The organism is Stenotrophomonas sp. YJH_SMC_48-3, from assembly GCF_059369375.1.
Genome location: NZ_JCAFSQ010000006.1, coordinates 197,322 through 221,400 on the forward strand (window position 1 = coordinate 197,322; position 24,079 = coordinate 221,400).

Below are 24,079 nucleotides of genomic sequence, written 5' to 3' on the forward strand. Positions count from 1 at the left end.
GACAGGCCCCCATGGTGCGCGCAGGGCGGGGGTAGAGTCGAGCCTGCCCGGCGGCTTGTTGCGTCGCCTGCGCGCCGCCGCCCGAGCACAGGCTCGGGCGCTACATCAGACTGCGACCGGGGCCGTCATCAACGGAACGGCATGCCGCGGCCACCCATAGCGCCCATCATGCCCTTCATGCTGCGCAACATGCCCTTCATGCCGCCGCCGGCCATCTTGCTCATCATCTTTTCCATCTGCATGTACTGCTTCATCAGCTTGTTGACGTCGGCCGGTGTCACGCCCGAGCCCTTGGCAATGCGCGCGCGACGCGAGCCGTTGAGCAGGTTCGGGTTGCGCCGTTCCTTCTTGGTCATCGAGTTGATGATGGCGATCATGCGCGGCACTTCCTTGCCCTGGCTGACCTGCTGCTTCAGATGATCGGGGATGTTGCCCAGGCCCGGCAGCTTGTCCATCAGGCCACCGATGCCACCCATGTTCTGCATCTGCTCCAGCTGGTCGCGCATGTCGTTCAGGTCGAACTTCTTGCCCTTGGCGACCTTCTCGGCCAGCTTGGCCGCCTTGTCCTTGTCGACCTGCTGCTCGACCTGCTCGACCAGCGACAGCACGTCGCCCATGTCGAGGATGCGGCTGGCGATACGGTCGGGATGGAACACGTCCAGGCCTTCCGGCTTCTCGCTCACACCGACGAACTTGATCGGCTTGCCGGTGATGTAGCGCACGCTCAGCGCGGCGCCGCCGCGGGCATCACCGTCAGTCTTGGTCAGCACCACGCCGGTCAGCGGCAGCGCATCGCCGAAGGCCTTGGCGGTGTTGGCCGCGTCCTGGCCGGTCATGGCGTCGACCACGAACAGCGTTTCAGCCGGATTCACCGCCGCGTGCAGGGCCTTGATCTCGGCCATCATCGCTTCGTCGATGGCCAGGCGGCCGGCGGTATCGACCAGCAGCACGTCCACGAACGACTTGCGCGCATCGTCGATGGCCGCGCGCACGATGGCTTCCGGCTTCTGGTCGGCGCTGGACGGGAAGAACAGCACGCCCACCTGCTCGGCCAGGGTCTTGAGCTGCTCGATCGCGGCCGGGCGGTAGACGTCGGCCGACACCACCATCACCTTCTTCTTGCGCTTTTCCTTCAGGTGCTTGGCCAGCTTGCCGACCGTGGTGGTCTTGCCGGCACCCTGCAGGCCTGCCATCAGGATGATGGCCGGAGCGGGAACGTTGAGGTTCAGGTCGCTGGCTTCGGCGCCCATCACGGCGGTCAGCTCGTCGCGCACGACCTTGATCAGGGCCTGGCCCGGGGTCAGCGACTTCAGCACTTCCTGGCCGACTGCGCGTACCTTGATGCGCTCGATCAGCGCCTGCACCACCGGCAGCGCGACGTCGGCTTCGAGCAGTGCGATGCGCACTTCACGGGTCGCCTCGCGGATGTTCTCCTCGGTCAGGCGGCCACGGCCACGCAGGCGCTCGATGGTGCCGGAAAGGCGCTGGGTCAGGGACTCGAACATGCGGCGCAACCTGTCTGAAAGCGGGGGACAATAAGGCAGACAGTATAACGGGTCCGGCCGTCGCCCCGGACTGCGACCACAGGGCCGTCGCCAGCATCACAGGGGTATGCGAAACTGCAACGATGACAATCGTTCTCATCGCCGTCCTGCTCTACCTGGCTGCCAGTGCCCTGCTGGTGCGCGCGCTCGGCCGCGATGAAACCACCGGCTCGCCCACCTGGCTGTGGCCCGCCCTGCCGGCGATGCTGCTGCATGGCGGTTACCACGTGATGGTGGCGATGCGTACCACCGGCGGGCCGGACATGCACTTCTTCGCCGCGCTGTCGCTGGTCGGCCTGGGCATGGCCTGGCTGACCTCGCTGGTCGGCGCGCGCGGGCGGATGTCGGCGCTGGGCGTGGTGGTGTTCCCACTGGCTGCCGTGCTGCTGCTGGCCTACCACGGCTACGGCCACGAGCCGAGCAAGGTGCTGGGCTGGCGCCTGGCCAGCCACGCCTGGCTGGCCCTGCTGGCCTATGCCACGCTGAGCATCGCCGCCCTGCTGGCGATCATGCTGTGGCTGCAGGAGCGCGCGCTGCGCCGCCGCGAGTTCCGGCCATGGCTGCGCGCGCTGCCACCGCTGGCTGACCTGGAGTCGCTGCTGTTCCGGGTGATCACCGTCGGCTTCGCGCTGCTGACCCTGACCCTGGTCACCGGCGTACTGTTCGTCGATGACCTGCTGGCGCAGAAGCTGGTGCACAAGACCGTGCTGAGCGTGCTGTCGTGGATCGTGTTCGGCGTGCTGCTGATCGGCCGCCGCCGCTACGGCTGGCGCGGCATGAAGGCGGTGCACTGGACGCTGGCGGCGATGCTGTTGCTGCTGCTGGCGTTCTTCGGCAGCCAATTCGTGATCGAGCTGGTGTTCGGGCATACGCGATAGGCCGTGTGCCGACCAACGGTCGGCACCCCCCCGGTACTGCAGGCCACCGGCCGTTCCCACCCACCCCGGTACTGCAGGCCACCGGCCGCCCCCACCCACCCTGGTAGTGCCGGCCGCTGGCCGGCAGCCACGCAATGCGCGGACGCTGCCGCCGGTCAGGGAATCGGCTGCGCCAGGATTTTCCGGACCGAACGACCGCTGTTGGTGAGGATGTCATCAACCTGCCAGCACCCCTGCCCCTGGCGCACCATCGGCAGGCGGGTCAGGTAAGCCTTCTTCCACACCGAGTAGCGCATCTCAACCTGGCCGGCGGTGGCCGACGCCTCTTCCCAGCTGTAGCGCACCGGCGTTTCGATGTCGCCGTCCTGCGCATCCAGCCACGGATCGGAATCGATCGTGCAGATGCCCTCCTCGCGCTGTTGGCAGGCGCGCTCATCACGCAGCGCCTTGCCGAAGGCCACGCTGACCAGCGCGGCCGGCGGCTCCAGCAGATCACCGTTGCCGGTCGTCGCCTCGTAGAAAGCGCGGGCGACAGCCGCAGGCTCCTGGCAGGCGGGTGCAGCCTGTGCTGCTGGCGCCAGCAGCAGGCCGGCAATCATCAACATCCCTGTCTTTCGCATGTCCAATCCCTTTGGTCGTGATGGCGATCTCTTGTAGAGCCGAGCCCATGCTCGGCTGCTTTCCAGCATAAGCCGAGCGCAGGCTCGGCTCTACTTACAGCCCGTAACGCTCGATCACGTCCAGATGCGGCTGGCGATCCTGGTCACAGGCTTCAGCCAGGCGCAGCCAGCAATGCGGATGCGGCCACGTCGCGGTCTGCTGCTGGAGGAAGCGGTGCAGCGCCAGCGGCGCATGGTCCTGCGGCTGGGCGACGGTGAACAGCAGGCCGGGCAGCGTGCCCTCCTCCCTATCGGGATCGGTGACGGTGTAGTCCGGGCGGCTGTGCGACCACACCTTCCAACCCTGTGCTTCGGCCGCCTCGACGAAGGCATTCCACGCCTCTTCGCCCGGGTGCGCGCCATCGATCATCCAGCTGCGGGCGAAGCCGCCGCGCTCCAGCACATGCACCTGCGAGTAGGTCGGGATGAAATGCTCGCGCGCTTCCTCCTCCTCGGGTGCCGGATGCACCAGCGCGGCATCGAACACCACCCAGTCGCCCACCTGCTGGGCGCGGTTGGACGGCGCGTTCTCGACGATGCGCGCGGTCACCGGACCGCTGCGACGGGCGTAGTACTCCATCGGCTCGCCGTTCTCTTCGCTGCGGATGATCACCCAGCCCCATGGCTCCTCGACCACACCTTCCTGGCTGGACAATTCCATGCCAAGCGCCGCCGCCGAGCGGCGCACGGCGTCCCAGTCGCGCGCCGCGCTGGCTGCGCTCATGTGGTTCCAATGCGCGGCATTGGGCTCCTCCAGCAGCTCCACCAGCTGTGCATAACAGGCCTGGGCGTCGCTGAAACGGCCGGTTTCCATGTACATACGCGCCAGCGTGCCGCGCGCGCCGTGCGAGCCCGGAGACAGCTCCAGAAGCGATCGGGCCGCCTGCTCCAGCGCCGGCCAGTCGGACACGCGGCGTGCACGCTGCACCTCGCACCAGTGCGCGAACACCGGCACGCTGCCGCGATAGAGATCGGCCAGCTGGCGCAGTCCGTCGTCGTCGCCCTGTTCGGCCAGCCAGCGCATCAGCGTGTAGGCCGCGGGGCCATCGTGCTGCGCATGGCCGCGCACGAACCGCCACAGCAGCGACCGCGCCTCGGCCTGCGCGCCGCAGGCATTCAGTGCCGAGGCGGCCATGTCGGCCAGCGCCTCGTCATCGGGCAGCTCGGCATGCGCCTGCAGCAACCACTGCGCTTCGCGCTCGGGATCGCGCGACTGGTTCTGTTCGCCCTGCGCGTCCAGCCATGCCAGCAGCTCGCCGGCCGGCACCGGCAGCGGCGCGGCGTCCGGCAATGCCTCGATGCGCGCGGCCAGGCCGGCCACCAGGGCCGCGGCACCACGGTCCTGGCGCAGCTGCGCCAGATGGGTGCGGGCCAGTTCCAGCTGCCGCAGTGCGACCCAGCGCGCGCCACGCTGCAGCGCCAGCTCCAGGCTCAGCGCCGCCACTTCGATCAGCAGGCGATGCGAACCAACCCGGGCGAAGTGCTCGATGATCGTGTTGAAGCGCGTGCCCAGGTCCCAGCTGTTGCGCGCAGGATCCCGCTGACAGAGCGCTGCCGCGGTGTTTGCCCACAGCCGCCAGTAGTTCGGGGTCAGTTCGCTCCACGGCACCAGCTGCTGCAGCGCCTCTTCGTCGCGGCCCAGCTGGGCCAGCGCCCAGGCCTTGGACAGGCGGCGCGGCACCGTGCAGTTGGCCGGCTCGTACTCTCCGGACGCAGCAACTTCGGCCTCCCGCTTTTCGATCAGCGCCAGTGCCTCATCGGCACGGCCCATGCCCAGCAGGATCTTGATCTGCATCTCCGGGAAGCTGTCGAACACTTCCTTGCCACAGGCCTCCACGGCATCGGCCTGCACCTGCAGGTAATCCAGTGCCGCCTGGCCACGGCCATCATCAAGCAGCGCATCGGCCTTCTCGCAGCTCAGGCACTGGAAACAGGCCCAGCTCGGGTCGATGCGACCCAGTGTTTCATCGCAGACCTCGATGCGCTCGGGCACCCAGCCCGGGCCATCGATGTTGCCATAGCAGGCGGCCAGGTCCTGGGTCACGCAGATCGACTGCGGGCATTCCAGCGTGTCCTCGCGGTGCGCGCGTTCAAACAGCGCTACGGCTTCGCCGAGTGCGCTTTCGCCTTCCACGCGGTTGCCGACGCGGTTGCGCAGCGCCCAGTGGCCGACATAGACGTCAACCCACGGGTTGTCCAACGCCTTGCCCAATGCGCGCGCTTCGGGCAGCAGCGCATCGACGCGGTCGATCTGCAGTTCACTGACCTCGTCGGCGAGACGGTTCAGCAGGTGCGCGTTCTGCGCCTGGCCGGCCTGGCGCAGGTCACCCTGCAGCTTTTCGACCCAGTTCCAGATGTCCATGGGGGTAATTGCTCCTGTCTAGCGAAGGCTGGATGAGAAGGTGCGGTGCTCAGCGCAGCATCTGCTGCAGGGCACCGGCGATATCGGTAAAGGCGCCGTTGAGATCCGGGCCGGGCGTAGCGTTCGCGCGTGCCAGCGGGCGGCCCTGCGCGGCGACGATGACTTTCAGCGAGCGCAGCAGGCGGGCTGCGGCCTCGGCCTGCGGATGGCCCTCGCGCTGGGCGCGCAACAGCGCCTGCACCGCCGGGTTGTCGAGGTTGAGGTACAGCCGCGATGGTGCGCGTGATTCGATGCGCGCGGTGAACTGGCGCGCCAGGCGCAGCGCGGCCATCGAGACGCGCTTGTCGTTCTCGTCGTCTTCCAGCCGCTGCTTCAGCTCGGCCTCGCGGTCGGGCACCACCACCACCGGCAGCGCCTCCGGGCTGAAGCGTGCCGGCAGCAACTGTTCGCCGTCACCCAGTTGTTCGCGCAGCCAGGCCAGCTGCGCCTCGTCGAGGCTGTCATCACTGCGGAACAGCGCACGGTTGCCCTGCTCGGTACCCAGCTCGACCAGGCGCAGGCCCTTGGCCTGTGCCCAGCGTCGCAGGAACGGCACCACCGCGTAGCGATGGCCATGCGCGACCGGTACGCCCATCGCGCGGAACAGCATCTCTTCAAAGCCACCGCCGTTGTCGAGGATGACATGCACGGCACCGCGCGCCGGCAACGCGCTGGCCGGCAGGTCGCCCTGCGAGGTCGGCACCCGCACATGCTCCATCAGCAGTTCGAACAGGCGCTCATCGCACAGTGCCGCACCCAGCAGCGCCTCGTTGTGGCGGGTCAGCACGCGCCGCCAGGCTTCCGGCTGCTGTTTCGCGACGTCGGCCAGGCCGTCGATCAGCGCCTCCAGCAGTGCATGCTGCACCGCGCGGTACTGGTCATCGCGCTGCAGGTCTTCGCGGCTGGCGGTGGGCGTCAACCGCGAGGATTCGATCACTCCGCCGATGAAACCGGCCCACGGCGGCAGCAGGTCGCGCGCGTCGTCATCCAGCAGCATGCCGCGCACGAACACCGACAGGTTGCGGTTGTCGCTGGTGCCATAGGTGGCGCCGTCCTGCACCCACAGCAGGCCGGTGGCATCGCTGTTGCCATCGGCACGCAACGGCACGGTGACGATCGGCTCGAAATCATGCTCGAACCGCGCGGCGAACTGCAGCGCCTGGCGGCGGGCCTGCACCGGATGCACGGCAACATCCCCCTGATCGCGCCACGGTGGCGGCTCGGGATTGATCGCCTCGGTCGCAGCGCCAATGAAGATCGGCTCGGACAGCAGCGCGCAGTAGCGGCCCAGCACCTCGTGCAGGCGCGCCTCGTTGGCCAGCGGCAGGAAATCAGGATGCAGCTCCAGCTCCACCTCGGTGCCGACCGCACGTGCCGGCACTTCGCTTACCGTGTACTGCTCGGCATTGCTGGACACGTACAGATGGCCCAGGTCCGGGGTCTGGTACGAGGTGGTGCGCACGCTGACCCGGCGCGCCAGCACGAAGGCCGACAGGAACCCGAGTCCGAACATGCCGATCAGGCCCTCATCGTCCTCGCCGCCCTGTCGCAGGCCACGGGTATAGCCGACGCCGACGGTGGCCAGGTAATCGTGGATCTCCTGGCGGGTCAGGCCGGCACCGGTATCGGAGATGCGCAGCACGCCGGCACCGGCATCGACCTGCACCGAGATGCGCGACGGCACTGCGACGCCGGGCTGTTCGATGCGGCGGCGGATGATCGAGTCGTGCGCGTTCTGCACCAGTTCGCGCAGCGCCACCACCGGGGTGGAATACAGGTGCTTGCCCAGCACCGTCATCAGTCCATTGAGATCGACCCCGGCGCGACGGATCTCGGCGTTGGGGGCGGTGAGCGCGGTGTCCTGCATGTAATCGTTTACTCCTGGGCACGGAAAGACGCCAGAGGGCGTCTTCGTCGAGCGGGAAAAACTAGCACAGTGAAGCTGACCGTTACTGCATTGGACACTTGTAGAGCCGAGCCCATGCTCGGCTGCTGTTCGACCACCAGTCGAGCATGGCTCGACTCCACAGAAAGCAGCCGAGCGTGGGCTCGGCTCTACAGGGCTGGCATCACGCCGCGTCGATGGCCTCGGACAGGCGTTCTACCGCGATCACTTCCATGCCTTTCACCGAGCCGCCCTTGGGCGCGTTGGCCTTGGGCACGATGGCGCGCTTGAAACCATGGGTGGCCGCCTCGCGCAGGCGGTCCTCGCCATTGGGCACCGGGCGGATCTCGCCGGACAGGCCAACCTCGCCAAAGGCAATCGTCTTTTCCGCCAGCGGCCGATCTTGCAGCGACGACAGCACCGCCAGCAGCACCGGCAGGTCGGCGGCGGTCTCCTGCACGCGGATGCCGCCGACCACGTTGACGAACACGTCCTGGTCGCCGACCAGCACGCCGCCGTGCCGATGCAGCACCGCCAGCAGCATCGCCAGGCGGTTCTGCTCCAGGCCGACCGCGACACGGCGCGGGTTCGACAGCGGCGATGCATCGACCAGCGCCTGCACCTCCACCAGCAGGGGCCTCGTGCCCTCGCGGGTGACCATCACGCAGCTGCCCGGCTGATGGGTGCTGCCGCCGGACAGGAAGATGGCCGATGGATTGGAGACTTCCTTCAGGCCCTTGTCCCCCATCGCGAACACGCCCAGTTCGTTCACCGCACCAAACCGGTTCTTGAAGGCGCGCAACAGGCGGAAGCGGCTGCCGCTCTCGCCTTCGAAGTACAGCACCGCATCAACCATGTGCTCCAGCACGCGCGGGCCGGCGATGCCGCCCTCCTTGGTGACGTGGCCGACCAGGAACACCGCAGTGCCGGTTTCCTTGGCAAAGCGCACCAGCCGTGCCGCGCTCTCGCGCACCTGGCTTACGGAGCCGGGCGCCGCGGTCAGCGTTTCGGTCCACAGGGTCTGCACCGAGTCGGCCACGATCAGCCGCGGGCCGGCCTTGGCCGCGTGCTGCAGGATCGACTCGACGCCGGTCTCGGCCAGCGCATTGACGCCGTCCAGCGGCAGCTCCAGGCGATGCGCACGGCCAGCCACCTGGGCCAGCGACTCCTCGCCGGTGACGTACAGCACTGGCAGTTCAGCGGCCATCTTCGCCACCGCCTGCAGCAGTAGCGTCGACTTGCCGATGCCCGGGTCGCCGCCCACCAGCACCACCGCGCCTTCGACCAGGCCGCCGCCCAGCACGCGGTCGAACTCGCCGATGCCGGTGGAGACCCGGCGATGCTCGGTCTGCTCCACGTCTTTCAGCGCGGTGATCTTCGGCGGGTCGATCTTCCCGGCCCAGCCGGCCCGCCGCGAGGCCGGCGCCTTGGCCGCCGCCGCGCTCTCCAGCACGATCTCCGACAACGAGTTCCAGGCGTTGCACTCGGTGCACTGCCCCTGCCACTTGCTGAATTCGGCGCCGCATTCATTGCAGACGTAGGCGGTGCGGGCTTTTGCCATCGGATGATTTCCAGCAATGGGAACAGGCGTGGCAGGATAGCCGAGCCGGGTCGCAGGTGCTGCGACCGCTCAAGTCCCGTCCACCCGCGCCGATAGCTGTCGCGGGCGTGCGCCTTGCGGGCGCCCCTCCCTCTCCCTCTGGATTCAACATGACTGGCAGTTACAGTCAGAGCCTGGTCGCCATCTCGCTGCTGGTGGCCATTCTTGCTTCGTACACGGCGCTGGACATGGCCGGCCGCCTGGCCACGGCCGAGGGGCGCGTGGCACGCTGGTGGCTGGCGGGTGGCGCGGCGGCCATGGGCCTGGGGATCTGGTCGATGCATTTCATCGGCATGCTTGCCTTCGACCTGCCGATTCCGGTCGGCTACGACCTGGGCATCACTCTGTACTCGCTGGCCGTCTCGATCGGCGCTTCGGCCTATGCGCTGTGGCTGGTGTCGCGCCCCAGCCTGCCGTGGCGGCAGCTGCTGGCCGGTGCGGTACTGATGGGCCTGGGCATTGCCACCATGCACTACCTGGGCATGGCCGCGATGCGCATGCAGCCGGGCATCGACTATCACCCCGGCTGGTTCGCCGCCTCCATTGCGGTGGCCATCGGTGCCGCAGGTGCGGCGTTGTGGATCGCCTTCCGGCTGCGCGCCGAGCAGCGCAACACCCTGCTGCTGCGCGCGCTCGCATCGCTGGTGATGGGCCTGGCCATCGTCGGCATGCATTACACCGGCATGGCGGCGGCGCGCTTCCCCGAAGGCAGCATCTGTGGCGCCGTCGGCAGCGGCGGCATCGACACGCGCTGGCTGGCGGTGCTGGTGATCGTCACCACCGTGGCCACGCTGGGCATCGCCCTGGTGGCCTCGCTGTTCGACCGGCAGATGCGCGTGCGCACCGGGCTGCTGGCCGATTCGCTGGCGCACGCCAACGACAAGCTGATCCAGGCGGCACTGCACGACCCGTTGACCCAGCTGCCCAACCGCATGCTGCTGCAGGACCGCATCGAGCAGGCCATCGAGAAGGCGCGGCGACGCAATCATGCGGTGGCGGTGATGTTCTGCGACCTGGACGGCTTCAAGGCGGTCAATGATGCCTTTGGCCACCAGCTTGGCGACCGCCTGCTGGTGGCGGTGGCGCAGCGCATCGGCGGCCTGCTGCGCCCGCAGGACACGTTCGCCCGCCTCGGCGGCGACGAGTTCGTGATCGTGCTGGCCATCGATATTCCCGACGATGCGGTGGTGGTGGCCGAGCGCATCATTGCCGCCGCCGGTGAGCCGTTCACGCTGGATGCGGCCGAACTGCAGGTCAGCGCCAGCCTGGGCATCGCCCTGTACCCGGACGACGCCAGCAATGAGCGCGAACTGATGGCGCACGCCGATGCGGCGATGTACCACACCAAGGAAACCGGGCGGAACGGCTATACCTTCTTCACTCCCTCGATGCAGCTCAGTGCCAATCGCCAGCTGCGCCTGCTGCAGGACCTGCGCAAGGCCATCGCCCGCAACGAACTGATCCTGCATTACCAGCCCAAATTCCCGGCCGCGGGCGCACCGGCCACCGGCGCCGAAGCGCTGCTGCGCTGGCAGCACCCGGAGCTGGGGCTGCTGGCGCCGGATGTGTTCATTCCGATCGCCGAACGCAGCGGCCTGATCCTGCCGATCGGTGACTGGGTACTGGACCAGGCCTGCGCGCAGCTGCGGGCATGGCACGATGCCGGGCATGCGGAATGGACAATGGCGGTGAACCTGTCGCCGCTGCAGTTCGCCTCGCCGGCGCTTCTGGACAGCGTGCGCGAAGTACTGCAGCGGCATCGGATCGAACCGGCCCGGCTGACCCTGGAGATCACCGAGACCACCGCGATGAAGGACGTCGATGCCAGCCTGGCCATCCTCAACGACCTGACCACGATGGGCGTGCACATCGCCATCGACGACTTCGGCACCGGCTATTCCAGCCTGCTGTACCTCAAGCGCATGCCGGCCACCGAACTGAAGATCGACCGCGCGTTCGTTCGTGATCTGGAATGCAACGACGAAGATGCCGCCATCGTGTCGTCGATCATTGCGCTGGGCCGCACCCTGCAGTTGCAGGTGGTGGCCGAAGGCGTGGAAACGCAGGCGCAGCGCGAGTACCTGAGCGAGCTGGGCTGCGACCAGCTGCAGGGCTACCACCTGGGCCGGCCGATGGAGGCAGAGGAGTTCCTGCGCCGGGTGGCGGGGTAAAGCCGGCCGCTGGCCGGCTTCCCGCGATTGCCGGCCAGCGGCCGGCACTACCGGACAACGGAAAACCAGAAAGGCCGCCCGAGGGCGGCCTTTCTGCGTGGCAACGTCGCGAGGACGTCAGTGCATCATGTGCACGTTCATGTTGTGCATGACCCACAGGGTGCCGATCACGATGATGCCGATCACCACGACGGTGAAGGCCGCCGCGTTGACGTTCCAGCGGCTTTCCGAAGAGCGGTCCAGGTGCAGGAAGAACACCAGGTGGACCAGCATCTGCAGCACCGCGGTGACCGCGATCACCACACCGTTGACGGTGCGCGAGAAATCGCCCGACATCACCATCCAGAACGGGATGACGGTCAGCACCACCGCCAGCACGAAGCCGATCAGGTACGACTTCACGCTGCCGTGGCTTTCGCCGCCGGTGCCGTGGTCGTGTGCATGGTTGTCATGTGCCATTACAGCGCTCCATTGAGGTAGACGACGGAGAACACGCCGATCCAGATCAGGTCCAGGAAGTGCCAGAACAGGCTCAGGCACGCCATGCGGGTCTTGTTGGTCGCGGTCAGGCCGTACTTTTTCAGCTGCACGAACATCACCAGCAGCCACAGCAGGCCCGCGCTGACGTGCAGGCCGTGGGTACCGACCAGGGCGAAGAACGCCGACAGGAAGGCACTGCGGTCCGGACCGTAGCCCTGATGGATCAGATGCTGGAACTCCCACACTTCCATGCACATGAAGCCGAAGCCCAGCAGCCAGGTGATGCCCAGCCACAGGTACATCTGGCCCATCTGCTTGCGGTGCATGGCAATCATGCCCAGGCCGAAGGTCAGCGACGAGGTCAGCAGCAGCGCGGTTTCCCACGCCACGAACGGCAGCTCGAACAGGTCCTTCGCGGTGGGGCCACCATCGGTACCGCCTGCCAGCACCACGTAGGTGGCGAACAGCGAGGCGAAGATGAGGCAGTCGCTCATCAGGTACACCCAGAAACCGAAGACGGTGTTGCCGCCGGTGTCGTGGTGCTCGTGGTCGTCATGGCCATGGGCCGCCGCGTGTGCGGCGTGCCCGTGGCTCAGGGTCGAGGTATTGGTGCTCATGCCTTCAGCTCCGACTTCACCAGGCCCTGGGCTTCCAGGTGCTTGCGGTGTGCGTTCTCGATGCGTTCCACCTCGGCGGCCGGGACCCAGTAGTCCACGTCCTGGTCAAAGGTGCGGTAGATGAACGTGGCGATCATGCCGACGAAGCCGACGATGGCCAGCCACCAGATGTGCCAGATCATCGCGAAGCCGAACACCAGGCTGAAGGCACCGATGACAACGCCCGTGCCGGTGTTGCGCGGCATGTGGATGTCGGTGTACTTGGCCGGCTTCGGCCAGGCTTCACCACGCTGCTTGCGTTCCCAGAAATCGTCCAGCTCGGTGACGTCCGGCAGGGTCGCGAAGTTGTAGAAGGCCGGCGGCGAGGAGGTTTCCCACTCCAGCGTACGGGCATCCCACGGGTCACCGGTCAGGTCCACGGTCTTCTTGCGGTCGCGGATCGACACGGCCACCTGGATGATCTGGCACAGGATGCCGGCGCCGACGATGAACGCACCGCAGGCAGCAACCAGCAGCAGCGGCTCGTAGGCCGGGTTGACGGTGCTCTGCAGGCGACGGGTCATGCCCATGAAGCCCAGCACGTACATCGGCATGAAGGTCACGTAGAAGCCGATGAACCAGCACCAGAACGCGCACTTGCCCCAGAACTCATTGAGGCGGAAGCCGAACATCTTCGGCCACCAGTAAGTGATGCCGGCGAACATGCCGAACACCACGCCGCCGATGATGACGTTGTGGAAGTGGGCGATCAGGAACAGGCTGTTGTGCAGCACGAAGTCGATGGCCGGGATCGCCAGCATCACGCCGGTCATGCCGCCGATGACGAAGGTGACCATGAAGCCGATGGTCCACAGCACCGGGGTGGTGAAGTGCACGCGACCGCGGAACATGGTGAACAGCCAGTTGAAGATCTTCACGCCGGTCGGGATCGAGATGATCATCGTCGTGATGCCGAAGAAGGCATTGACGTTGGCACCCGAGCCCATGGTGAAGAAGTGGTGCAGCCACACGATGAACGACAGCACGCCGATGCAGGCGGTGGCGTAGACCATGCCCTTGTAGCCGAACAGCGCCTTGCGCGAGAACGTGGCGATGACTTCGGAGAACACACCGAACGCCGGCAGGACCAGGATGTACACCTCCGGGTGACCCCAGATCCAGATCAGGTTGATGTACAGCATGGCGTTGCCGCCACCATCATTGGTGAAGAAGTGCGTACCCAGGTAACGATCCAGGGTCAGCAGCACCAGGGTGATGGTCAGCACCGGGAAGGCAGCGACGATCAGCACGTTGGTCACCAGGGCAGTCCAGGTGAACACCGGCATCTGCATCAGCTTCATGCTGGGGGTACGCATCTTCAGGATGGTGATGAAGAAGTTGATACCACTCAGCGTGGTACCCAAACCCGCCACCTGCAGGCCCCAGATGTAGTAGTCCATGCCGACGCTTGGACTGTATTCGATACCCGACAACGGCGGGAACGCCAGCCAGCCGGTGGCGGCGAACTCACCGATCCACAGCGACAGCATGATCAGCACCGCGCCCGCCACGAACAGCCAGAAGCTGAGCGAGTTGACGAACGGGAACGCAACGTCACGCGCACCGATCTGCAGCGGCACGGCCAGGTTCATCAGGCCGGTGATCAGCGGCATCGCCACGAAGAAGATCATGATCACGCCGTGGGCGGTGAAGATCTGGTCGTAGTGGTGCGGCGGCAGGTAGCCCTCGGACCCGCCGACGGCGAGCGCCTGCTGGGTGCGCATCATGATGGCGTCGGAGAAGCCGCGCAGCAGCATGACGAAGGCGACGATGAGGTACATCACGCCGATCTTCTTGTGGTCCACCGAGGTGAACCACTCCTTCCACAGATAGCCCCACAGCTTGAACTTGGTGATCAGGGCGACGACGCCCAGGCCACCCAGCACCGCGCCGACCAGGGTGGTCAGCACGATCGGATCGTGGGGGATCGACTCAAGAGAGAGTTTTCCCAACATGTTCATTCTCCCGAACCCGCGTGGCCGGCATGGCCTGCGTGTTCGTGTTCGTTGGCATCCAAGTTTTCACCCGATTCCTTGGAATCATGCGCATCACTGGGGGCGTGGCCCTCGTGCGCTTCATGGGTGGCGGCGTCGGCAGCGGCGGCACCGGCATGCGAGTGCTTCATGCCGTAATGCTTGTTGTCGCCCATGTGCTTGGCGATGACCCAGTCGAACAGGCCTTCTTCGGTCTTGCCGAAGTAGGTGACCGGATACCACTCGGCGTTGCGTGCTTCGCCCAGGGCCTTGAACGAGGCCTTGTCCAGGGTCTGCTCGCCGGCGCGGACCTGGTCCAGCCACTGGCGGTATTCGGCATCGGTGACCGAGTAGGCGGTGAAGTGCATCTTGGCGAAGCCCGCGCCGCTGTAGTGCGAAGACATGCCCGGGAATTCACCGGTCTCGTTGGCGATCAGGTGGAGCTTGGTCTCCATCGCAGCCATCGAGTAGATCATGCTGCCCAGGTGCGGGATGAAGAACGCATTCATCACCGAATCGGACGTGATCTTGAAGTTCAGCGGCGTGTTGACCGGGAACTTGATTTCGTTGACGACCGCCACCTTCTCTTCCGGATAGATGAACAGCCACTTCCAGTCCAGCGAGATCGCCTCGATGGTGACCGGCTTGACGTCCGAATCCAGCGGACGGTACGGATCCAGTGCGTGCGACGAGCGCCAGGTCAGGACCGCCAGGACCAGCACGATCATGCACGGGATCGACCACACCACCACCTCGATCGCCGTCGAGTGGGACCACTTCGGCTCGTAGCGGGCCTTGGTGTTGGAGGCGCGATACTTCCACGCGAACGTCAGGGTCATGATGATGACCGGGATGACGACCAGCAGCATGAGCACGGTGGCCGTGATCAGCAGGGTCTTCTCATCCTGGCCGATCTGGCCCTTCGGACTGAGGATGGCCACGGCATCGCAGCCGGTGAGCATCACCAGCAACGACAGCAGCAGGCCCGGGCGCAACCAGCGCCCAAGGGTTTTCAACGGAATCATCGGTCGATCCAATTGCGAGGGAATGCCGTTCCCCGTCCCTGCCTGTTCCGGCCAAAGCCGGTCCCACCGGTCCGGAAGACAGGCAGGCAGGTGGGGTCGAGTCAGCCTTTCAATTTTAGGCCGTCACCCATCATTTAAGAAAGGCATTGACATTGATCGAGCGCAGGAAAGGCCCGATTCTGGCTGCGACACGTTGTCGCACCGCGCACGCACGATGGCATCGGCCGGTGATCCGCCGCGCTCGGCAAAGTCGCCTGAACAGATTCAGGTGCGCGGACAGACAGGAACATGGGATGCTCCAGGCAGGAGGGACGCCATGGACAATATCGACTTCAAGAAGCGCGACCGGGCGCTGTACCAGCCCCCGGCAGGCCGGTTCGTCCAAGTGGAGGTGCCACCGTTGCCCTACCTGATGATCGACGGCCGCGGCGACCCGAATACCGCCCCGGCTTACCTGCAGTCGGTGCAGTGGCTGTATGCAGTGAGCTATGCACTGAAGTTCGCGCTGAAGGCCGAGGGCCGTGACTACGTAGTGCCGCCGCTGGAAGCGCTTTGGACCGCCGACGACCCGGCGAGCTTTGTGGCACGCCGCAAGGACGAGTGGTCGTGGACGGTGATGATCCGTACGCCGGATGGGATCAGCCCAGGGCAACTGGAGACCGCCATCGCCAAGGCGACGAAGAAGCTGGGCGAGACACCGGCTGGCCTTCGTCATAGGGTGCTTGAGGAAGGCCTCTGCCTGCAGACCCTGCATGTGGGCGCCTACGATGACGAAGGCCCGATCCTGGCTCATCTGCACGACGAACTGATGCCTTCGCTGGGCTACACCTTTGCCGGCCCCCACCATGAGATCTACCTGAGTGATCCGCGAAAGACCGACGCGGCGAGATTGAAGACCGTGCTGCGGCAACCGGTGCGGGCGGTTGGGCCTGACGAGGGTTCTCGCGCATGACCCGAGGAACGTCATGCGCATGATCGAACGACTGCTGCGCTGGACCACCCTGCCCGCCGGGCGCCGGCTGATGGCCGTGCTTGGGGCTACGCTGGTGATCGTGCTGGCCTGCAATCCGGATCTGCTGCCGTTGTTGCCGCTGGTGGATGCGTCGGGACTGGACGTACTGATGCTGTTGCTGGGTGCGCAGGTGGTCGCGGTGCTGCCATGGGTACGCGAGCGGGCCAGCCGCGGGACCAGAGTGCTCGCACGCCTGCTGATCGGCGCATTGGCGGGAGCAGCGGGTGGTTATCTCCGGCAGCTGGCGTGGTGGCTGGCGAAGGATGCGGGGATGGCGCGGCGTTGATGGCGTCGCGCCGCTAATCGGTCAAACAAAAAGCCCCGGCCAAAGGCCGGGGCTTTTTCATTGCAACTGGTGCCGGAAACAGGAGTCGAACCTGCGACCTACGCATTACGAATGCGCCGCTCTACCAACTGAGCTATTCCGGCGGAGCCCGCGATTTTACGGGCTGGGCGCCCCGGCGGTCAATCCACCCGGCTCAGCCCGCTACACCCGGTTCGCACACACCCGCCCCTCGGCGAAATCCCGCAGGTTCCCCAGCGTGATTGCCGATATCTCCTGCAGCGCCTCTACGGTGAAGAAGCCCTGGTGGCCGGTCACCAGCACGTTGGGGAAGGTCATCAGGCGCTGGAAGGCCTCGTCGTCGATGATCTCGCCGGACAGGTCCTGGAAGAACAGCGCGCTTTCCTGCTCGTAGACGTCGATGGCCAGATGACCCAGCCGCCGTGACTTCAGCGCGCGGATCACCGCATGGGTATCGACCAGCCCGCCGCGCGAGGTGTTGACCAGCATCGCGCCGGTCTTCATCCGCGCAAGCGAGGCGTCGTTGATCAGATGCTGGGTCTCAGGCGTCAGCGGGCAATGCAGCGACACGATGTCGGCGCGCGCCAGCAGTTCGTCCACCCCCACCATGTCGCCCACCGCGGCAAAGGCCGGCGACGGATACGGGTCGTGTCCCAGCACGATGCAGCCCATGCCCTTGAAGATGCGCGCAGTGGCCAGGCCGATCTTGCCGGTACCGACGATGCCCACGGTGCGGCCATGCAGGGTGCGCCCGAGCAGGCCATCGAGCATGAAGTTGCCTTCGCGCACCCGGTTGTAGGCGCGATGGGTCTGCCGGTTGAGGGTCATCACCAGCGCCAGCGCATGCTCGGCCACGGCTTCAGGCGAATAGGCCGGTACGCGTGCGACGAACAGATCCAGCGCTTTTGCAACCGCCAGATCCACGTTGTTGAAACCTGCGCATCGCAGCAGCACGGCCCGCACCCCCACCGCATGCAGGGCGTGCAGTACCGGCGCATCCAGGCGGTCGTTGACGAACACGCATACGGCTGCGCAATCCTGCGCCAGCGCCGCCGTGTGCACGTCCAGCGCCACATCGAAGTACACGAACGCAAAGCCGTCCCCAGCCGCATCGCGCTGGTTCGCCTCATCAAGGAAACGGCGGTCGTAGGGACGGGCACTGAAGACGGCGATCTGCATGGATGGGCCTGGGTGGAATGCCATACCGACCATACCGCAGCAGCGCCCGCGTTGGGATGGCACCGGCGATGCCGTCATCGCCGGTGCCGGGTGCCACTTAGAACCTGTAGCCCAGGCCCAGCATCACGCCGTTCTGGATCTGCCCGTCGCGGCGCTCGCCCACGTAATCGGCCATGATCGACAGCCGCTCGCTGGCACGGCTGGTCACACCCAGGTTCCAGGCCAGCACCTGCTCGCCCACCGCCTGGCTGCTGGCGCCGAACACCAGATCCGGAGCTGCGGCGAAGCCGGTGCTGTAGCGGGCCTGCGAATCGCCCAGCTCCTTCTGCCAGACCACCCGGGCGCGCGGGGTGATGCGCTCACCGTTGTTGCCTTCGAAGGTCTTGAACAGCTGCAGGCCCGCACCCACGCGGATGCTCTCCAGGCTGCCACTGCGGCCAACCAGCGCACCGGCGCCCTGCCCTTCGTTGAAGCGGGTGGCCGAAGTGCGCGCGTAGTCCACCACCGGCAGCAACGGCTGGATCACCAGGCCCTTGCCGGTGGTGAACGAGAACGCATGTTCAACACGTGCGGAGATCGCATCGTTGCTGTACTTCGCGCGCAGGGGCTGCTGCAGGCCATCGATACCGCCGATACTGCGACGGGTGTCATGCCGCAGATCGGTGTAGCGCACGGCCGCCGACAGATAGCCGCGCGCGTACGTCGCATCGAGGTAGCCGCCCACGTCCAGCGCGCGCACATCTCCGGTGAAACCAGAGCCATCGCTGGCCTTGGCGTTGTCCAGCGTGGAGACATCCAGATCAGCCAGCCGCAGCTTGGACAGCAACAGGTCCTGGATGTCCGGGTCACTGAGGTAACCCTGCACCGAGAGCGCACCGATGCCCTGCGGGCCGCGGCTGGATGCGGTGTAGATGCTCTGTGCGACATTGATGTAGGTGGATCGCCAGTCGGTATTCCAGCGCGCGAAATCATCATCGACGAACGCCTGCAGCTGGCGTCCGGTGCGCAGGTAGCCGGGATTGATGTCACCGGTCACGTTGGCGGTGACGTTCAGGGTGTCGCCCGGATCGCGGTACCCGTATGCGGTGATGATCCTGTTGCTGTAGATGTCCTGGCCGGGGAACGACTCCAGCTTGCTGCCACTGCCATCGGGGTCGAAGGTGACCGAGGGACCGGTGCCGCGTGCCGGAACGCGCAACACCAGCAGGCCGTTCGGCTTCACCACTTCATACATGGCCTTGTGCAGCAGCCCGGCATCCATGCCACCACCGTAGTTGCCGCTATAGATCTGGGTCATGCGCGGCGACGGCGTGTAGATCACCTTGCCGCCGCTGCTGGCTGCGTGGATCTGCACCGAGTCGATGAGCGGCAGATCGCCGGCCAGATAGCGCTCGACGCCGCCGGACTGCATGATCGAGCAGGATGAGATGCAATTGCCGGACACGATGGTGTTCAGCCCGGAGGTGCGGATGATGCCCTGCAGCCACTCCCCGGCGATCAACGCGCCACCATTGGACGTACGCAGCACCACCTCACGGACCGGCCGGCCTTCGGCCTGTGCCTTGGCCAGCAATGCCGGCAGGGACACCGCGTCGGCGTAGGTCACATCTCCACTCAGGAAGATGCGATCGCCCTGCACGTGATTAATTCGTTGCCATGACGTCATCCACCACGGCTATGGCGGCAACGCCCATCAGCCCGGCCAGGGCCAGGCTCAACGTCGAGTACTTCATGTGTTTCTCTCTCCACCCGCAACACGCGGATGGAGCGATCAACGCCGCAGCGGGATGATCTCCCCCAGTGGAACGGATCCTGGAAAATGAATACATTCACAATGGGAATTCGATCGATGCACACTCTTCCCCATCCGGTCATCGTCGCGTAAAACTCGACGACGCATTCGCCACCCACCGTCGAGGCCAGCCCTGTCCAGCCCGTCTCCCCTGCTCCATCGCGCGCCGGAGCTACCCGCACCTGCGGATGCCTTCATCGCGTTCGTGCGCGAAGAGCGCGCACCGCTGTGCGCGTTCCTGCGCACGCGGGGGGTTGGGCCTGAGGATGCGGAGGATATCGCGCAGGACTGCATGGAGCGGCTGATCCGCTACCGCGCACAGGGCCCGGACGAACTGCGCCTGCTGCTGTATCGTATCGCCCGCAACCGCCTGGCAGACCGCGGCCGCTCACCGCTGTCGCGGCCGCATCTGCCGCTGGCCGAACACGATGGCAGCGACGAACCGTCCAGTTCCTCGCCCGATCCATTGCGCCAGGCCGAGTCAGGGCAGATGCTGTCCCTGCTGCGGCAGGCCCTGTTCAAGCTGCCCGAACGCGCACGCGAGGTCTATCTGCTCAACCGCATCACCGGCATGAGCTACACGCAGATCGCGCGGCATTGTGGAATTACTGCCAAGACCGTGGAAAAACATATCGCCCGCGCCCTGCAGGGCCTGCGTCAGGAGTTGGGATCGGATCCGCTGCACAACGACAGGGACGGCCAATGAGTGGCACCCCGCACAGGGATGATGCACAGCTGTTTGAACGCGCCAGCGCCTGGGTAGCCCGCCTGGAAGCCCCGGACTGCACGTCGGCCGAACGCGAAGCGTTCGAGGACTGGCTGGCCGAAGATCCGGCCCACGTCAAAGCCTGGGTGCAGGCCGAAACCCTGTTCCAGCAGGGCGCTGGGCTTTCGGCTGACCCTTGGCTGCGGACCGCTGCGGCACGCGCGGCGCGTCCGCCGCGCCGGCGCTGGTTGCCGGGCGTGGCCGCTGCTGCCGGTGTCTGCATGGCGATCGGCATCGGCTGGATGGCTGCCGTCGACGGCAACCCGACGCCACAGGTCTACGCCAATGATTCGCACCAGCCACAGCAGCAGACACTGGCCGATGGCAGCGTCGCCATGCTGGATGCCGGCACCACTCTCCGCGCCCGCTTCGGCTGGCGCCATCGTGAGCTGGTGCTGGAGCAGGGCCGGCTGCAACTGCAGGTCGCACCGTCGAACAAGGCGCTGCAACTGCGCGCCGGCGACAGTACGATCCGCGACATCGGCACGACCTTCCAGGTGGAACGCCTGCGCGACGGCCTGGTCGAGGTCGCGCTGCTGGAAGGTGCCGTCGAAGTCAGCAGCGGCGCAGCGCAGCACACGCTGGCGCCCGGCCAGCAGCTGCAGGTTCTGCCTTCCGGCCGTATCCAGCCAGGCCCTGCCCTCTCCTCCACTGCCGCCGCTGAAGGCTGGCTGCAGGGGCAACTGGTGTTCGATGCCACCCCCCTGTCGATCGTGGTCGAACGCATGAACCGTTACGGCCGCACGCCGCTGGTGATCGCCGATCCTGAGATCGCCAGCCTGGCCGTGAGCGGTACCTTCCGTGCCGGCGATGCGCAGGAACTGCTGTCGGCGCTGGAACTGGGGTGGTCCGTGGCTGGCCAGACGCGTCCGGATGGCGCGCTGGAACTGCGCCGCACATACTGAGGAGACCGGCAGTGAAGGCAGGTCCGGGTGCGCTGCAGTGGGGGCTGCTCCGGGCCCTGCTATGCCTTGCCCTGGGCGTTGCCGCAGTACCGATGGCCGATGCCGGCACGCCCGCAGGCACGCTGGCGATCGACGTGGGCGCCGGCCCACTGGTACCGGCACTGCAGCAATGGGCCCGGCAGAGTGGCACCGCCCTGCTGTTCGACGCACGTGAACTGGAGGGTCTGCGCACCGATGGCACCCGTGGCCAGCGCGATACCGGGGCTTCGCTGAAGCAACTGGTTGCCGGCCTGCCGGTGAACATCCTGCGCACGTCCTCGGGTGCTTTTGTCGTGCGGCGGGTCCATGCCGAGCCTGCCAAGCCGCCGGCAGCGTTCACCGCCCCGCGTCTGCCGCGCCTGCCTCCCAGGTCCGCCGACACGCCGCACGAGGTGGAACTGGCTCCCATCCACGTCACCGGCAGCCGGCTGCCGCGCTCTTCGGTGCAGACCACGCTGCCGGTCACCACCATTGATCGTGACGATATCCTGCGCAGTGGCTACGGCAACCTGTTCGACCTGCTGCGGCACCTGCCCGGCATGAACGGCCATCCTGCCATGAGCACCTCGCGCGGCGGCGATTCGCAGTACCTGCCGGTGGGTGCAGCGGCCACCACCAGCCTCGATGGCATGGGACCGCGGGCGACGCTGTTCCTGGTCAATGGCCGGCGCCTGCCGCGCTATCCGATGGTGTCGCTGGAACAGGGTGGGCTGACCGACCTCGGCGGCATTCCGCTGAGCTTCGTCGACCGCATCGAACTGGTACGCGGCGGTGCCTCGGCCATCTATGGCGCCGATGCCATGTCCGGCGTGGTCAACATCATCCTGCGCGACCAGGCCGATGGGCCCGAAGCCATGCTGCAGACCGGACTCAGCAGCCGTGGCGACGCGGGCCAGTACCGCCTGCAGGCCGCCACGGGCGGCGCACGTGGCAACGGAGACCGCTGGTTTGCCGGTCTCGATCTGCACCGTGTCGAGCATGTCGCCGGTGACCAACGTGACTGGCATGCGGAAACCTCGCTGTATCCGATCGGCGCGATCCTCGGCAACTGGTACGTGCCCGCGCGGCGCTGCGAGCCGCCCCTGGAGCGGCGCGAGGACGGCTGCTGGTTCGACAGCGCCCGGCCGCGTTCGCTGCAACCGGCCTCGGATACCGCGTCGGCCTACCTGCGCTACCGGCACGAACGGGGTGAGGGACGCTATGCCTATGCCGAGGTGCGGGCCAGTCACAACCGCCAGCGCTTCGACCTGGGCCCGACCGCCGTTGCGGTGGTGTCGCGGGGCATCACCTTCAACAGTGTGCTGCGTGAGGCCGGCAACGTGCGTCCCAAGGTCCGCGCCACCGATACGGACGTCACCTTCGGCATCGGACGTGACCAGGGCCGGCGCAGCTGGGAAGCCGGCATCAGTGCGCAGCGCAGCGAAGTCACCTTGTCCACGGCAGGCACGGTGCGCACGGCGCTGCTGCTTGAAGCAACGCAGGCACGCAGGTTCATTCCCGGCTTCGACGCACCGCCGGCAGCCGATATGGACGCGCTGTTCCCATCCATCCGCAACCGCGGCAGCACTGCACAGTGGCAGGGCTGGTGGGGCGTGCAGCGTGAGCTGATGGCGATGGCTGGGGGCAATGCGCAACTGGCGACCGGCATCGACCTGCGCCATGAGCGCTGGACCTCGCATCCGGATGCGCTGCTGAGCCAGGGCGACCTTGCATTGGGTTTGCCGCAGCAGCAACGCCGCCTGTCGCGGCAAAGCAGCGGTGTCTATACCGAGCTGGGCCTGCCACTGGCACCCACGCTGCGCGCGGACCTGGCCGCACGCTGGGACCGCGACGACGGCTTCATGGCGTTCTCGCCACGTGCCGGACTGCGCTGGACCCCGACGCCTCACTGGTCGTTCCTGCTGGCCAGCGGACGCGGCTACCGTGCGCCGAGCCTGTTCGAGCAACGGCGCCCCCCGGGCTACTTCGGGTCGATCACGCTTCCGGTGTCCAGTGCCCTTCCTGAATGTGCAATGGCCACGGCCAGTGGCGGCTGCAGCGTCACGGCCAACGTGGTTGAGAACGATGCACTGAAGGCCGAGCGATCGCGCAGCCATTCGCTGGCCGCCACATGGACACCCAACGACACGTTTTCGCTGTCGCTGACCCACAACATCGTGGAACTGCGCAACGAGATCCTCGCCCTGCAGCCAAGCGATGCGGTGTGGAATCGCAGTACCTGGGAGCTGGATGACGACGGCTACCTGAGCAGCCTGCGCCTGTCGTTCGACAACATCGGCCGCACCACCTCCCGCAACTGGGTCCTGCGTGGCGAATACCGCATCGACAGCGGCAGCAACGGCCAATGGTTGTTCTCACTCGATGCGCTGAAGCAGCAGGAACTGCGTCGGCGCCGTGACCACGGGGCCGCCGTGGACCTGCGCGGCCATGTGACACCCGAACTGGCTGCGGTGTTGAACGCGCAATGGCAGAACAGCAACTGGGACGTCGCCCTGCGCGGCAACCAGGTCGGTCGCACCCGTGCCTGGCTGCCGGGGGCCGAATGCCCGCAGGATCAGGCCGAACAGAACCACTGCATGAATCCGCGCCAGTTGCGCTGGAACCTGCACCTGGCACGCCGCCTCGGCCCGCGCGTCGTCGCGGCGCTGGACGTGCACAACGTGCTCGACACGCAACCGGTGAACTACCTGGTCGGCAATGGCGGGCAGATGCCGGGGCTGGATGATCCGCTCGGCCGCTACTACCTGCTTACCCTGCAGTTCCGCTGAGCGTAGTAACCTACGCGGCCTGTTCCACCGGTCTGCCACCTC

General features: G+C 66.5%; 17 protein-coding genes, 1 tRNA gene and 1 pseudogene. 7 read left to right on the top strand and 12 right to left on the bottom strand.

Annotated features, from left to right (window positions below; all coding sequences use genetic code 11):
- Positions 1-128: 128 nt before the first annotated feature.
- Positions 129-1,505: a signal recognition particle protein gene (ffh, locus tag AC5P65_RS11905; RefSeq protein ID WP_010483267.1), complete on the bottom strand. Its 1,377-nt coding sequence runs from the start codon at positions 1,503-1,505 to the stop codon at positions 129-131.
- Positions 1,506-1,627: 122 nt separating this feature from the next.
- Here ffh and AC5P65_RS11910 point away from each other — a divergent pair, with 122 nt between their 5' ends.
- Entirely contained in the window at positions 1,628-2,422 is a 795-nt protein-coding gene (locus tag AC5P65_RS11910; protein ID WP_019659268.1) for a cytochrome C assembly family protein, read from the top strand.
- Between the two features lie 155 nt (positions 2,423-2,577).
- On the opposite strand, the gene AC5P65_RS11915 is transcribed toward AC5P65_RS11910, so the two are convergent.
- The 4 genes from AC5P65_RS11915 to radA all read right to left on the bottom strand — a co-directional run bounded on the left by AC5P65_RS11915 (position 2,578) and on the right by radA (position 8,928).
- Positions 2,578-3,042 carry a YqhG/Tai3 family protein gene (locus tag AC5P65_RS11915; protein ID WP_019659269.1) on the bottom strand — a complete coding sequence of 155 codons (465 nt, stop codon included), beginning with the start codon at positions 3,040-3,042 and terminating at the stop codon, positions 2,578-2,580.
- Positions 3,043-3,136: 94 nt separating this feature from the next.
- A complete protein-coding gene (locus AC5P65_RS11920) occupies positions 3,137-5,443 on the bottom strand; it encodes a hypothetical protein (RefSeq protein WP_495215580.1) in 2,307 nt (768 codons plus the stop codon).
- 49 nt (positions 5,444-5,492) lie between these two features.
- A complete protein-coding gene (locus AC5P65_RS11925; protein WP_111099007.1) occupies positions 5,493-7,349 on the bottom strand; it encodes an ATP-binding protein in 1,857 nt (618 codons plus the stop codon).
- Positions 7,350-7,551: 202 nt separating this feature from the next.
- A complete protein-coding gene (radA, locus tag AC5P65_RS11930; protein WP_019659272.1) occupies positions 7,552-8,928 on the bottom strand; it encodes a DNA repair protein RadA in 1,377 nt (458 codons plus the stop codon).
- A 149-nt stretch (positions 8,929-9,077) separates the two neighbouring features.
- Here radA and AC5P65_RS11935 point away from each other — a divergent pair, with 149 nt between their 5' ends.
- Positions 9,078-11,138, top strand: a complete 2,061-nt coding sequence (locus AC5P65_RS11935; protein WP_111099008.1) for a putative bifunctional diguanylate cyclase/phosphodiesterase — start codon at positions 9,078-9,080, stop codon at positions 11,136-11,138.
- 117 nt (positions 11,139-11,255) lie between these two features.
- Here AC5P65_RS11935 and cyoD read toward each other — a convergent pair whose 3' ends face one another.
- The 4 genes from cyoD to cyoA are packed head-to-tail and all read right to left on the bottom strand — an operon-like array spanning position 11,256 to position 15,272.
- On the bottom strand, positions 11,256-11,597 hold the full coding sequence (gene cyoD, locus AC5P65_RS11940) for a cytochrome o ubiquinol oxidase subunit IV (protein ID WP_005415725.1): 342 nt from the start codon (positions 11,595-11,597) through the stop codon (positions 11,256-11,258).
- The gene (gene cyoC, locus AC5P65_RS11945) at positions 11,597-12,235 is read right to left on the bottom strand and encodes a cytochrome o ubiquinol oxidase subunit III (protein WP_019659274.1); all 639 of its coding nucleotides are present in this window, start codon (positions 12,233-12,235) and stop codon (positions 11,597-11,599) included. The genes cyoD and cyoC overlap by 1 nt, the downstream gene beginning before the upstream one ends.
- Entirely contained in the window at positions 12,232-14,229 is a 1,998-nt protein-coding gene (gene cyoB, locus AC5P65_RS11950) for a cytochrome o ubiquinol oxidase subunit I (RefSeq protein ID WP_019659275.1), read from the bottom strand. The genes cyoC and cyoB overlap by 4 nt, the downstream gene beginning before the upstream one ends.
- A 2-nt stretch (positions 14,230-14,231) precedes the next feature.
- The gene (gene cyoA / locus AC5P65_RS11955; RefSeq protein WP_014646391.1) at positions 14,232-15,272 is read right to left on the bottom strand and encodes a ubiquinol oxidase subunit II; all 1,041 of its coding nucleotides are present in this window, start codon (positions 15,270-15,272) and stop codon (positions 14,232-14,234) included.
- Between the two features lie 316 nt (positions 15,273-15,588).
- Between cyoA and AC5P65_RS11960 the strand changes: the two genes are divergently transcribed.
- Both AC5P65_RS11960 and AC5P65_RS11965 read left to right on the top strand, forming a co-directional pair.
- Positions 15,589-16,224 carry a GyrI-like domain-containing protein gene (locus AC5P65_RS11960; protein WP_111099009.1) on the top strand — a complete coding sequence of 212 codons (636 nt, stop codon included), beginning with the start codon at positions 15,589-15,591 and terminating at the stop codon, positions 16,222-16,224.
- A gap of 13 nt (positions 16,225-16,237) precedes the next feature.
- The gene (locus AC5P65_RS11965; RefSeq protein ID WP_058979897.1) at positions 16,238-16,570 is read left to right on the top strand and encodes a hypothetical protein; all 333 of its coding nucleotides are present in this window, start codon (positions 16,238-16,240) and stop codon (positions 16,568-16,570) included.
- Between the two features lie 67 nt (positions 16,571-16,637).
- Here AC5P65_RS11965 and AC5P65_RS11970 read toward each other — a convergent pair.
- The 3 genes and pseudogenes from AC5P65_RS11970 to AC5P65_RS11980 all read right to left on the bottom strand — a co-directional run bounded on the left by AC5P65_RS11970 (position 16,638) and on the right by AC5P65_RS11980 (position 19,500).
- Positions 16,638-16,713: transfer RNA gene (locus tag AC5P65_RS11970), tRNA-Thr, on the bottom strand.
- A gap of 58 nt (positions 16,714-16,771) precedes the next feature.
- Positions 16,772-17,767 carry a 2-hydroxyacid dehydrogenase gene (locus AC5P65_RS11975; protein ID WP_111099010.1) on the bottom strand — a complete coding sequence of 332 codons (996 nt, stop codon included), beginning with the start codon at positions 17,765-17,767 and terminating at the stop codon, positions 16,772-16,774.
- 97 nt (positions 17,768-17,864) lie between these two features.
- Positions 17,865-19,500 (bottom strand): annotated as a pseudogene (locus AC5P65_RS11980) (autotransporter domain-containing protein).
- 255 nt (positions 19,501-19,755) lie between these two features.
- Here AC5P65_RS11980 and AC5P65_RS11985 point away from each other — a divergent pair.
- Genes AC5P65_RS11985 through AC5P65_RS11995 form a run of 3 tightly spaced genes read left to right on the top strand, consistent with a single transcriptional unit; the run spans position 19,756 to position 24,037 of the window.
- A complete protein-coding gene (locus AC5P65_RS11985) occupies positions 19,756-20,265 on the top strand; it encodes an RNA polymerase sigma factor (protein WP_111099011.1) in 510 nt (169 codons plus the stop codon).
- Positions 20,262-21,230 carry a DUF4880 domain-containing protein gene (locus AC5P65_RS11990; protein ID WP_180833016.1) on the top strand — a complete coding sequence of 323 codons (969 nt, stop codon included), beginning with the start codon at positions 20,262-20,264 and terminating at the stop codon, positions 21,228-21,230. The genes AC5P65_RS11985 and AC5P65_RS11990 overlap by 4 nt, the downstream gene beginning before the upstream one ends.
- 11 nt (positions 21,231-21,241) lie before the next feature.
- Positions 21,242-24,037, top strand: a complete 2,796-nt coding sequence (locus AC5P65_RS11995) for a TonB-dependent receptor plug domain-containing protein (RefSeq protein WP_021202457.1) — start codon at positions 21,242-21,244, stop codon at positions 24,035-24,037.
- The last annotated feature ends 42 nt before the right edge of the window (positions 24,038-24,079 follow it).